We start from the raw sequence: 11513 nt of genomic DNA, 5'->3' as shown, positions 1-11513 counted from the left end.
CGAATATGACGAGTCTGCGCGTGTCGACGGAATCGGCCCGAAAAGCGGGCCGCAAGCGCGGCAAGGCCGAACGTGGTCGGGTGCCCAGATCCGCCCTCGCCGTGCGCTCCTCGCTGGACCGGCCCGATCCGGTCGGCCTGCTCGAATCGCAGGCGCGCACCCGCGTTCCCGACCTGGTGCCGATCCGGTACGGCCGGATGGCGCAATCGGCGTTCGCGTTCTTCCGCGGTGCCGCGCTGGTGATGGCCGACGATTTGGCCCGCTCACCGTCCACCGGACTGCGGGTACAGCTGTGCGGCGACGCGCATATGAGCAACTTCGGGGTGTATGCGACCCCGGAACGCAAACTCACCTTCGACGTCAACGACTTCGACGAGACCTATCCGGGGCCGTTCGAGTGGGACGTGAAGCGGCTCGCCGCCAGCCTCGTGGTCGGGGCGCTCGATCGCGATTTCGGTGTCGAGACCGGTGCGGCCTTCGCCAGGGAGGCGGCTGGTGCGTATCGGCAGACGATGATCGACGCGGCCGGACAGGGGAATCTCGACGTCTGGTACGCCCATATCGATGTCGAGGCGGATCTGCGCGAGATCGGTGTACCGCTCGACGGTGTGCTGCGCAAACGCATCGACACTGCGGTCCGCAAGGCGCGCGGCCGGTCGAGCGAGCAAATTCTCGGCAAACTAACCGTGGTCGAGAACGGAACGCATCGGATCGTCAGCATGCCGCCGCTGATCGTGCCGGTCGAGGAACTCTTTCACGGGGAACGGCTCGCGATCGGGCGGGGTCTGCTCGAGGAACGGATGCGCGAGTACGCGCAGACGCTGTCCTGGGACCGCCGGGTGTTGTTCGACCGATTCACACTCACCCAATTTGCCCGAAAGGTCGTCGGCGTCGGCAGCGTAGGGACCCGTTGCTGGATTGCGCTGCTGCAGGGCGCCGACTCGATGGATCCGCTGTTCCTACAGATCAAGGAGGCGCAGCCGTCGGTGCTGGCGGTCTATTCGGGCGGCCCGGCGATCGTGCATCAGGGCGAGCGCGTGGTGAACGGCCAGCGCCTGATGCAGGGCGCAAGCGACATCTTTCTCGGCTGGGTGCGCGGGCCTGCACCCGATGGTGTCGTGCGGGACTTCTATGTTCGGCAGTTGCGCGACGGCAAATGGTCGGTCGATATCGCGACCATGCCCGAACGTGGGCTGCAGCTCTATGCCCGGGTGTGTGGCCGCACTCTCGCCCAGGCGCACGCGCGAGCAGGGGACCGGTTCGCGGTCGCGGGCTACCTCGGCAACGGCACCGCGTTCGACGATGCGATCGTCGATTTCGCGGTTGACTATGCCGACCGCAGCGCCACGGATCACGCGGCGCTGTGCGCGGCGATCGACTCCGGCCGCGTGCACGCGACCATGGACCTGTGAAAGGCCGTGCCGAATCGAGCGCGGCCGATGTGCGCTGTCGGCGAACTTGCGCTGCGAAGGCTTGAGTGCTGGCACTCGCATGTATAGAGTGCTAGTCGGCACTGCGGCAGCCTCGGCACCCGCGACGACGGGACTGCACACAGAGCCGAAATCCTGATGGAACGACAAGTCGCTGGGACCAACCCCCAGGACTCGATAACCACTGAAAGTGGAGGGCTCATCGTGGCGAGCGTGAACATCAAGCCGCTCGAGGACAAGATCCTCGTCCAGGCCAACGAGGCCGAGACGACGACCGCCTCCGGCCTGGTCATTCCCGACACGGCGAAGGAGAAGCCCCAGGAGGGCACCGTCGTCGCAGTTGGCCCCGGCCGGTGGGACGAAGATGGCGAGAAGCGTATTCCGCTGGACGTCCAGGAGGGCGACACCGTCATCTACAGCAAGTACGGCGGCACCGAGATCAAGTACTCCGGCGAGGAGTACCTGATTCTCTCGGCGCGCGACGTGCTGGCCGTCGTCACCAAGTAGACAGCCGCATCTCACCGGCGCTCGACGAGGGCCGGACCTTGCACCCCGCCCCGGCGCCCGAAACCTCGGTCCCGGGGCGGAGTGCGTTCCGGCTCAGTCTCTTCCGTGCGCTGCCCACCGACGCGGCACCGCACGAGGGCCGCAGGCGCCGCACAATCCGAAACAGGAGAAGCAAGAAGATATGGCCAAACTAATCGAGTTCGACGAGAACGCTCGCCGGGCTCTGGAACGGGGCGTCGACAAGCTCGCCGACGCGGTCCGGGTGACCCTCGGCCCGCGCGGTCGGCACGTCGTGCTTGCCAAGGCGTTCGGCGGCCCGACCGTGACCAACGACGGCGTCACCATCGCCCGCGAGATCGAGCTCGAGGATCCGTTCGAGAACCTCGGCGCGCAGCTGGTGAAGAGCGTCGCCACCAAGACCAACGATGTTGCCGGCGACGGCACCACCACCGCGACCGTGCTGGCGCAGGCCCTGGTGCGTGCCGGCTTGAAGAACATCGCCGCGGGTGCGAACCCGATGAGCCTCGGTTCCGGCATCGCGAAGGCCGCCGACAAGGTGTCCGATGCGCTGCTGGCCGCCGCCACCCCGGTCGAGGGTGAGCGTGCGATCGCGCAGGTCGCGACCGTGTCCTCGCGCGACGAAGTGATCGGCGAGATGGTCGGCAAGGCGCTGACCACCGTCGGCAAGGATGGCGTCGTCACCGTCGAGGAGTCCTCGACGCTGCTGACCGAGCTGGTCGTCACCGAGGGTGTGCAGTTCGACAAGGGCTACCTGTCGCCGTACTTCGTCACCGACCTGGACAGCCAGGAAGCGGTGCTGGAGGACACCCTGGTGCTGCTGCACCGCGACAAGATCGGCTCGCTGCCCGATCTGCTTCCGCTGCTCGAGCAGATCGCCGAGAGCGGCAAGCCGGTGCTGATCATCGCCGAAGACGTCGAGGGCGAGGCGCTGTCCACCCTGGTGGTCAACTCGATCCGCAAGACGATCAAGGCCGTCGCTGTCAAGGCGCCGTTCTTCGGTGATCGCCGCAAGGCGTTCCTCGACGACCTCGCGGTCGTGACCGGCGGCACCGTGATCAACCCCGACATTGGCATCACCCTTCGTGAGGCCGGTCTCGACCTGCTCGGCTCTGCCCGGCGGATCGTCGTCACCAAGGACGAGACCACCATCGTCGAAGGTGGCGGCACGGCCGAGGCCGTCGCGAGCCGTGTCGACCAGCTGCGGGCCGATATCGCGCGCACCGATTCCGACTGGGACCGGGAGAAGCTCGAGGAGCGGCTGGCCAAGCTGTCCGGCGGCGTTGCGGTGATCCGGGTTGGCGCGGCCACCGAGACCGCACTCAAGGAGCGCAAGTTCCGCGTCGAAGACGCGGTCAGCGCCGCCAAGGCGGCCGTCGAGGAGGGCATCGTGCCCGGTGGCGGCACGGCACTCGTGCACGCGGCCAAGGAGCTGGTGTCGTTGCGCGACTCGCTGAGCGGGGACGAGGCGCTCGGCGTCGAGGTCGTTCGCCTGGCACTGTCGGCGCCGCTGTTCTGGATCGCGGCGAACGCCGGGCTCGACGGTGCGGTGGTTACCTCGAAGGTGGCCGACAATCCGAAGATCGGCTTCAACGCGGCGACGCTCGCCTACGGCGATCTGATTGCCGACGGCGTGATCGACCCGGTGAAGGTCACCCGCTCGGCTGTGGTCAATGCGGCCTCGGTCGCGCGGATGGTGCTCACCACCGAGAGCGCCATCGTGGAAAAGCCGGCCGAAGAAGAGCCGGCTCACGGGCACGGCCACGCACACTAGACACGGCTGGACGAAACACCCTCGGCGCCACTGCCGAGGGTGTTTTCGTTTGCGCGGCACGGGGATCTGCTGCTTGTTGGCCGGCCGATGGTGCGGGTTCAGGCATGCACGTTGCTGAGCCCCACCGCAAAGCGCACGCCCGAGCAGTTGTAACACCCCACGCAGCCGACGCAGTTTGTGCAACCTACGCAGCCCAGGCACGCCATACAACGCTTACAGAGCACGCACGCCACGCAGGCGATACTTCCGGCGACCGCAAGTGACATTGCGGTGCCGATGCTTCCGGCGACTGCTGCGCTGCCTGCTGTGCTGATCGATCCGGCCACCGCGGTGCTGGCGACCGTGGCCGCCGAGTAGACCACGCCGGCGCTGGCCACAGTCGCTGCCGATCCGGCGACCGCGGTGCTGGCGACGGTGGCTGCCGAGCCGGCGACCGCGGTGCCGGCCACAGTGGCGACCGACCCGGCCACGGCGCCGTCGGACGCTGCCGTCGCGGGGTCGACGAGACCGTTGCCGGGTTTGCCGGATTTGATCATGGCGTCCATTTTGCGCCGGATGCAGTCCGCTCGCCTGTCGTTGGCGATGACGCCGCCTTGGAACGCGAAAACCCCTGGATCCGCTGGGATCCAGGGGCTCCCGTGGGTCAGGCCGCCGGGATGCGGCGCCGGGTCCGGCGAGCGTGCACTTCCCGCTCGGCCTCGGACATGCCACCCCAGATGCCGTACGGCTCGGACACGTTCAGCGCGTGCGAGCGGCACTGGGCGAGCACCGGGCAGCGTCGGCAGATCTCCTTCGCCCGCAGCTCGCGCTGGGCGCGTGCGCGACCACGCTCCCCGTCGGGATGAAAGAACACTGACGAGTCGACCCCGCGGCACAAGCCGCGCATTTGCCAGTCCCACAGGTCGGCGTTCGGGCCGGGAAGATGAGTCGGCTGTGGCATGTGAACTCCTACGGTGCGAGCTCGTCGGTCGAGCGGATGGCGAGACAGCAGGTGTTGCTATCCCTTGTTATCCCGGTTCGCGGGCGCCGCCGAGGCGGTGCCCACGGCGGCGATGAGTTACGTTATGGCCCGCGTCGAAATCGCGTCAATAGTTTTCCAAGTGGCGATTTCCATATCCCGCGCACCAAGAATTAACCTAATTTCGGTTTACTTTTTTGCGGATCCGGGAACCGATCACGGCCGGCGCGCAGCAACCGTTTTTCGGATCGAATCGAAATCTGTTGTGCTAGTGATAGATTCGGGTTCGCACGGGTCGGTGCGAGTAGGCGACCGGCATCGCTCGCGAGATCGGGAGCCGCGCCGACGTTCCGGATACGATTTCGGAAATGTTAACGACGCGGCCCGGGATGGGCGACTCGAGATGCTTGCTTGGGCGCCTTTGTGACGCACTCCGCTCGGATTAACACGAAAGAAACAATCTGAATGCCGATAAATCTTGCGGCGGCGGCACGGAGAGCTCCCGAGCACGCGCTCTAGAGTCGGCGACGTGCACAGCGAGCGATGCGGCCTGGCGACGGCGGCCTTCGGGGACGGCGTGGGCGACTCGCGGCTGCCGCCACCCGAGACCGCCCAGCAGTCGTGGTGGCGGGCGGTCGCGCTCGGTGGCCGCGGCTACTACGCGCGCGGCCGGGCCGAACTGTGCCGGGCCCGCCGGCTGTCCGCGCGAAACAGCGCAGGGGATGAACCGGCCACGGCGGAGCCGTCCATCCCACCACCGATACTGCGTTCGCTGGCGCTCAGCACCGAAGCATCGTGGTCGCGTCAGCTCGGCTGGCATCGGCACGCGGCCGAACTGGACGGCGCAGCGCTGGCCTTGGTGCCAGGTGATCCCGAGGTGCCGCTCCGGCTCGACGCGCTCGGCGACGCGCTCATCGGGCTGGCTGCGGACGCGCTGGGTGTGGGCAGGCTCGCGCTCGCCGCGCGCTTGCTCGACCGGTGCGCCGACGAACTCGCGGCACAAGTGAACTCGCCCGACGCCCGGATCTCCCTCCGTCACGCATGGGTGTCGGCCGAACTCGCCATGGCGAGCGGGGACGCCCCGAGGGCGACGCGGGCGAGCGCGGCAGCGGTACGGCTGGCCGCGGAATTCGGGTCGCAGCGGCATCGGGTGAAGTCGGCCCTGTTGTCTGCGGCGGCGATGTGCGTGGCCGGTGATGTCGCGGCGACCAGGACCGCCGCGGCGGACGTCGCGCGGCAGTGCCGCGCGGCCGGACTGCTTCCGCTGGAGTGGGCCGCTTCGATGCTGCTTGCCGCGGTGGTCGACCCCGACGAAAAGGGCGAGATCGACGAATCGGTGCGTATGTGCGCAGCGGAACTCGGTCGACGCGGCGGAACGCTACGGCGGACTTAGTCGGCGTGTGACAATTGTCGCTCGAGGGAGTTTGTGGCTTCGATTCTCACGCCCGCAGTGCGCAGCTATCGCAGAGCTAGCTATGGTTGGTACGTTCCGTCGTTGGGCGGAAGCACACCCGGGTCGGGGGTCGTGCCGCGCGATGCCAGGGATTCGTAGAGGATGTCGAACGCGAGCGAGGATCTCGACGCGGCGGTGCGTCTTGCCGCGAAGGGGGATCGCGATGCCCTCGGTCGTGTTCTCGCTATGGTTCGGCCGCTGGTAGTGCGCTATTGCCGGACCCGCGTGGGTGGGTCCGATCGTGGAAATATGTCGGCCGATGACGTTGCTCAAGAGGTATGTCTCGCGGTAATGACTGCCCTGCCGCGATATCAGGATCAGGGCCGGCCTTTCATGGCGTTCGTTTACGGCATTGCGCAACACAAAGTTGCTGACGCGCACAGAAATGCGTCCCGTAACAAAGCCGACGCGATGGCCGATGTACCGGATGTCATAACTGACGATTACGGGCCTGAACAGCGAGTACTCGACTTCGAGTCGTCGCGAGAGGTGGGTGCGTTGCTCGAGACTCTGCCGGCGAAACACCGGGAGATCTTGGTCCTGCGCCTGGTCGTCGGGCTGTCGGCGGAGGAGACGGCAGTGGCAACCGGCAGTACGGCGGGTGCAGTGCGGGTAGCACAGCACCGCGCACTGGCGAAGCTGAAGGCGCAAGTAGCGAGGGCGGGTGAAATGCATGGGTAGGGACAAGGCGCGAGGCGCCGGCGGATCGCGAAACGGCGAACCGCTGGACGTCGGCGGCCGACTCGACCCGTTGGACGAGATGGCCGACGAAGGGCCAGTCGATATCGCCGCAGTGCGGCACGACGATGCCCTCATCGACGCCATCGCGGGGGATGGCCCGGTCGCCACGAATAGCGCAGACGAGTATCAACTCGCCATGCTGCTGGCCTCGTGGCGTTCGGAGTTGACGGCTGTACCGATCCCGGACGAACCGGAGCTGGATATCGCCGTGCTGGCCGCGGTGGAAAAGGAATTCGACGCCGTCGCAGCGGAGCGTGCCGGTCGTCGTCGGATGCAGATCCTGCGTCCCGTCGCCGTCGCCGCCGCCGTTGCCGCGGTTATCGGCGGTCTGACCACAGCGATCAGTTACAACGCCAGTCCCGGCGACCCGCTCTGGAAGGTCAAGGAGGCGGTGTTCAGCCGGCAGGCCGATTCCACAATGGCGCGGATGGACAGTTCGTCCGACCTCGATGCTGCCGAACAACTGATCGCCAAGGGGGACGTAACCGGCGCGATGGTGCTGCTCGAGCGTGCGTCCAGCCGCACGGAGGATGTGGGTAGCGGTACGCACAAGGACAATCTGCGCGCTCGGCTCGAGACGCTTCGCGTTCGCCTCGAGAAGGCCGTGATCACCTACACCACGCAGCTCCCGCTGCCACCGCTGCTGCCGGAGGGCGTGCCGTCGGAGTGGCCGGTGGTACCACCACTGGTGCTGCCGAGCGAAGAAGCCACCGTCGTGCCACCGCCACCGTCGGAGACCATTCTGCTGGTGCCGGACACCACGGTGCCGTCGACCGTCGCTCCCATCGAGCCGATCGAACCGGTGACACCGCTGCCGCCGAGCACGACTACGGTCCCGCCGCCCGTGACGATCACGCAAGAGGCGCCGCTCACGACGATCGATCTGCCGCCGGTCGATACCAACTCCGACACGACCGCCATGCTGGTGCCGCCCCCGCCCGATTCGTCGGTCATCGAGATGCCGCCGCTCACTACGGCACGTGCGGATGTCGCGCCGTACGGCTCGTCGGTCGACCCGACAACCTCGGTGGCGCCGACAACCTCGGTGGCGCCGACAACCTCGGTGGCGCCGACCACATCGGCCAAGCCGACTCCGGATGATCCGGAGCCGACGCATCCGAGCGGAACCAACTCGAACTGAACTCAGCGAAAAGGCTCGGCAGGACGTTGTCCCGCCGAGCCTTTTCGCTGTCTGGCGAGGTGGTGCTCCCGCTAGTTGTCGAAGCTGTCGCCGTGCAGCGCTTCGTTCATCGAGGCGTCGGCGTAACCGCGGCAGTAGTCCCACGTGACGTAGGCGTCGGGCACGGGGTCGTAAGCGGGCTCGTGCGGCCGGACCGTGCCATCGACCAGCAGTTGAAGCAGGTTGGCCCGCAGCATGTCCCAATCGTGGTAGTGATCCTGCTTGCAGTCCTCGCAGCAAACCACGAGGCCGCGGATCCCGCGATGGCCGAGCAACGCTTCGTAAACCGCAAGATCGGCGAGGTCTTCCTCGACCGCAAGTCGTTCCTGCGGGCTCAGCGGTTCACCAGGCTCGATAGCATCGAGCGCGGCCGACGGGTCGGCGGGATCGCCCGCGAACGGATCGGGTGGCAGGCCGGGTGGCAGATGGTCTCGCACACCACAACGGTACGCAGGTGGGGCTGTTCTTCGCCAGCGGTCGCCGGCGGCGCGCATGTTTGCGCCCGCACCGGTCGCTCCGTGGCCTCAGCACGGCCCGGGAGCCGATACCATGGAGCAAGCATCCGCGGAAGTGCCTTTGTTTTTCCCGGCCATGCGACCAGCAATCACATTCTCGACGGACCCTGGTGGCCGTCGGCTGTCCCGCACAGGAGGGCCCGATCCCGATGAGCACAACCGCCGGAGCCGGGAACGCGTCGTCGAACACGCTGGCGGCGCACGCGGCTGCGGCGCCGCGCGTCCACACCGGCGGTGACGATCCGAACAAGATCGCGATGCTCGGACTGACCTTCGACGACGTGTTGCTGCTGCCCGCCGCGTCGGACCTGATCCCCAGTGCGGTGGACACCTCGAGCCGATTGACCCGCGAGATCAGCCTGCGGGTGCCGCTGGTGAGCTCGGCGATGGACACGGTGACCGAGGCGCGAATGGCGATTGCCATGGCACGTGCCGGCGGGATGGGTGTCCTGCATCGCAACCTTCCTGCGCTCGAGCAGGCCGCCCAGGTGGAGACCGTGAAGCGCTCGGAGGCCGGGATGGTCACCGATCCGGTCACCTGCAAGCCCACCGACACGCTGGCCGAGGTGGACGCGATGTGCGCCCGCTTCCGGATCTCCGGCCTGCCGGTCACCGATGAGACGGGGGCCCTCGTCGGCATCATCACGAACCGGGACATGCGCTTCGAGGTCGACGAGAATCGCCGCGTCGCCGAGGTGATGACGAAAGCACCGCTGATCACCGCGCGTGAGGGCGTCACGGCCGAGGCGGCACTCGGACTGCTGCGTCGGCACAAGATCGAGAAGCTGCCGATCGTCGACGGCAAGGGCCATCTGCGCGGGCTCATCACGGTCAAGGACTTCGTCAAGACCGAGCAGCACCCGTACGCGACCAAGGACCGCGACGGGCGGCTCCTCGTCGGTGCCGCCGTCGGCGTCGGACCGGACGCGTGGTCGCGGGCGATGTCGCTCGTCGACGCCGGGGTGGACGTACTCGTTGTCGACACCGCGCACGGCCACCAGGTGCAGGTGCTGGAGATGGTCAGCAAGGCCAAGGCCGAGGTCGGTGATCGCGTCCAGGTGGTCGGCGGCAACGTCGCTACCCGGGCGGGTGCAGCGGCCCTGGTCGAAGCGGGCGCGGACGCCGTGAAGGTCGGTGTCGGCCCCGGCTCGATCTGCACCACCCGCGTGGTCGCCGGTGTCGGCGCGCCGCAGATCACCGCGATCCTCGAGGCCGTCGCCGTGTGCGGGCCGGCCGGTGTGCCGGTCATCGCCGACGGTGGCCTGCAGTTCTCCGGGGATATCGCCAAGGCACTCGCCGCCGGCGCGTCGACCGCGATGTTGGGCTCGCTGCTTGCCGGTACCGCCGAGTCGCCGGGTGAGCTGATCCTGGTCAACGGCAAGCAGTTCAAGAGCTACCGCGGTATGGGCTCGCTCGGCGCGATGCAGGGCCGCGGCCAGGGCAAGTCGTTCTCGAAGGACCGCTACTTCCAGGACGACGTGCTCGCCGAGGACAAGTTGGTCCCCGAGGGTATCGAGGGCCGCGTGCCGTTCCGCGGCCCGCTCGGTGAGGTTATTCATCAGCTGACCGGCGGTCTGCGGGCAGCGATGGGCTACACCGGTTCGACCACGATCACCGATCTGCAGCAGGCGCAGTTCGTGCAGATCACCGCGGCCGGGTTGAAGGAAAGCCATCCGCACGACATCACGATGACGGTGGAAGCGCCCAACTACGCCGCCCGCGAGCGGTAGCTTCATTCCAGTCTTCACCCAGCGAGTCAGCCGCGTCGTCGCGGCGCAACAGAAAGGACGCGCGTGCGCGACCTCGTCGAAATCGGCATGGGCCGCACGGCTCGGCGTACCTATGAACTCGACGATGTGGACATCGTCCCGTCGCGCCGCACACGCTCGTCCAAGGATGTGTCCGTGTCGTGGCAGCTCGATGCCTACCGCTTCGACATTCCGATTCTGTCGCACCCCACCGACGCGCTCGGCTCGCCCGACTTCGCGATCGAGCTCGGCCGTCGTGGTGGCCTGGGAGTGATCAACGGTGAGGGCCTGTGGGCCCGGCACGCCGATGTCGAATCCAAACTGGCCGAGCTCGTCGATTCGGCCGAGACCGACGAAGATCCGGACGCACCGATCAAGCTGCTGCAAAAGCTGCACAGCGCGCCCGTTCAACCCGACCTGCTCGCCGAGGTCGTCGCGAAGGTGCGCGCCGCGGGCGTGACCACCGCGGTGCGGGTGAGCCCGCAGAACTCGCGCGCGCTGACGCCGGTGCTGGTGCAGGCGGGAATAGACCTACTCGTGGTGCACGGCACGATCATCTCTGCCGAACACGTGGGGCGCGGTGGCGACGAACCGCTCAACCTGAAGACGTTCATCGCCGAACTCGACGTGCCGGTCGTGGCCGGCGGCGTGAGCGACCACCGCACCGCACTGCACTTGATGCGGACCGGCGCGGCCGGCGTCATCGTCGGCTACGGCTCGATGGCCGGCGCGACCACCACCGGCGAGGTGCTCGGCATCGGCATCCCGATGGCCACCGCGATCGCCGACGCCGCCGCCGCGCGGCGCGATTATCTCGACGAGACCGGCGGCCGGTACGTGCACGTGATCGCCGACGGCGATATCGGGACCTCGGGGCAGCTCGCGAAGGCCATCGCCTGCGGTGCCGACGCCGCCGTGCTCGGTCCGCCGCTCGCGCTCGCCGCCGAGGCGCCCGGTCGGGGCTGGTACTGGCCCTCGGTCGCGGCGCACCCGTCGATGCCGCGTGGTTCGATGCTGCCGATTGCGCCTGCCGAGCAGCGCCCGAGCCTGGAAGCGGTCCTCTGCGGCCCGTCCGACGACCCGTTCGGCGCGCTGAATATCGTGGGCGGTCTGCGCCGGTCGATGGCGAAGTCCGGATACTCCGACCTCAAGGAGTTCCAGCGGGTCGGGCTCAACGTCCGCGCCTAGC

The 11513-nt window shown here is 67.8% G+C and carries 11 protein-coding genes; 8 read left to right on the top strand and 3 right to left on the bottom strand.

Features of this window, described 5'->3' with window-relative positions:
* Window positions 1–5 precede the first annotated feature (5 nt).
* The 3 genes from OG921_RS12070 (at window position 6) to groL (ending at window position 3729) form a co-directional block, all read left to right on the top strand.
* A complete protein-coding gene (locus tag OG921_RS12070) occupies window positions 6–1412 on the top strand; it encodes a DUF2252 domain-containing protein (RefSeq protein ID WP_266112809.1) in 1407 nt (468 codons plus the stop codon).
* Window positions 1413–1634: 222 nt separating this feature from the next.
* Complete coding sequence (groES, locus tag OG921_RS12065) at window positions 1635–1937, top strand: co-chaperone GroES (RefSeq protein WP_266112673.1); 303 nt, start codon at window positions 1635–1637, stop codon at window positions 1935–1937.
* Window positions 1938–2118: 181 nt separating this feature from the next.
* Window positions 2119–3729, top strand: a complete 1611-nt coding sequence (groL, locus tag OG921_RS12060; protein WP_266112672.1) for a chaperonin GroEL — start codon at window positions 2119–2121, stop codon at window positions 3727–3729.
* Between the two features lie 98 nt (window positions 3730–3827).
* On the opposite strand, the gene OG921_RS12055 is transcribed toward groL, so the two are convergent.
* Together OG921_RS12055 and OG921_RS12050 are read right to left on the bottom strand one after the other, a co-directional pair.
* Window positions 3828–4274 (bottom strand): hypothetical protein, encoded by a 447-nt coding sequence (locus OG921_RS12055; RefSeq protein WP_266112671.1) that lies wholly within the window; start codon window positions 4272–4274, stop codon window positions 3828–3830.
* Window positions 4275–4372: 98 nt separating this feature from the next.
* Window positions 4373–4669, bottom strand: a complete 297-nt coding sequence (locus tag OG921_RS12050) for a WhiB family transcriptional regulator (protein WP_266112670.1) — start codon at window positions 4667–4669, stop codon at window positions 4373–4375.
* A 547-nt stretch (window positions 4670–5216) separates the two neighbouring features.
* On the opposite strand from OG921_RS12050, the gene OG921_RS12045 reads away from it, so the two are divergent.
* The 3 genes from OG921_RS12045 (at window position 5217) to OG921_RS12035 (ending at window position 8022) form a co-directional block, all read left to right on the top strand.
* Window positions 5217–6080, top strand: coding sequence for a hypothetical protein (locus OG921_RS12045; protein WP_266112669.1), 864 nt, complete (start codon window positions 5217–5219; stop codon window positions 6078–6080).
* A gap of 162 nt (window positions 6081–6242) precedes the next feature.
* Window positions 6243–6821, top strand: a complete 579-nt coding sequence (locus OG921_RS12040) for a sigma-70 family RNA polymerase sigma factor (protein WP_266112668.1) — start codon at window positions 6243–6245, stop codon at window positions 6819–6821.
* Window positions 6814–8022, top strand: a complete 1209-nt coding sequence (locus OG921_RS12035; protein ID WP_266112667.1) for an anti-sigma-D factor RsdA — start codon at window positions 6814–6816, stop codon at window positions 8020–8022. Before OG921_RS12040 ends, OG921_RS12035 begins: the two co-directional genes overlap by 8 nt.
* Window positions 8023–8093: 71 nt before the next feature.
* Here the strand turns inward: OG921_RS12035 and OG921_RS12030 are convergent, their stop codons facing one another.
* Window positions 8094–8498: a DUF5319 domain-containing protein gene (locus tag OG921_RS12030; RefSeq protein WP_266112666.1), complete on the bottom strand. Its 405-nt coding sequence runs from the start codon at window positions 8496–8498 to the stop codon at window positions 8094–8096.
* Between the two features lie 335 nt (window positions 8499–8833).
* Here OG921_RS12030 and guaB point away from each other — a divergent pair, with 335 nt between their 5' ends.
* On the top strand, window positions 8834–10306 hold the full coding sequence (gene guaB / locus OG921_RS12025; RefSeq protein WP_266112808.1) for an IMP dehydrogenase: 1473 nt from the start codon (window positions 8834–8836) through the stop codon (window positions 10304–10306).
* 63 nt (window positions 10307–10369) lie between these two features.
* On the top strand, window positions 10370–11512 hold the full coding sequence (locus OG921_RS12020; RefSeq protein ID WP_266112664.1) for a GuaB3 family IMP dehydrogenase-related protein: 1143 nt from the start codon (window positions 10370–10372) through the stop codon (window positions 11510–11512).
* Window position 11513: the final 1 nt, after the last annotated feature.

This window comes from Aldersonia sp. NBC_00410 (genome assembly GCF_026342035.1).
GTDB lineage: Bacteria > Actinomycetota > Actinomycetes > Mycobacteriales > Mycobacteriaceae > Aldersonia.
Note: the sequence above shows the minus strand (reverse complement) of the source record. Positions and strands in the feature narration are given on the sequence as shown.

Bases quoted from the DNA above. Each gene is read 5' to 3' on its own strand.
- OG921_RS12035 (WP_266112667.1), top strand. From the start codon at position 6,814: ATGGGTAGGGACAAGGCGCGAGGCGCCGGCGGATCGCGAAACGGCGAA.
- OG921_RS12050 (WP_266112670.1), bottom strand. From the start codon at position 4,669: ATGCCACAGCCGACTCATCTTCCCGGCCCGAACGCCGACCTGTGGGAC.
- OG921_RS12070 (WP_266112809.1), top strand. From the start codon at position 6: ATGACGAGTCTGCGCGTGTCGACGGAATCGGCCCGAAAAGCGGGCCGC.
- OG921_RS12040 (WP_266112668.1), top strand. From the start codon at position 6,243: ATGTCGAACGCGAGCGAGGATCTCGACGCGGCGGTGCGTCTTGCCGCG.
- OG921_RS12055 (WP_266112671.1), bottom strand. From the start codon at position 4,274: ATGGACGCCATGATCAAATCCGGCAAACCCGGCAACGGTCTCGTCGAC.
- guaB (WP_266112808.1), top strand. From the start codon at position 8,834: ATGCTCGGACTGACCTTCGACGACGTGTTGCTGCTGCCCGCCGCGTCG.
- groL (WP_266112672.1), top strand. From the start codon at position 2,119: ATGGCCAAACTAATCGAGTTCGACGAGAACGCTCGCCGGGCTCTGGAA.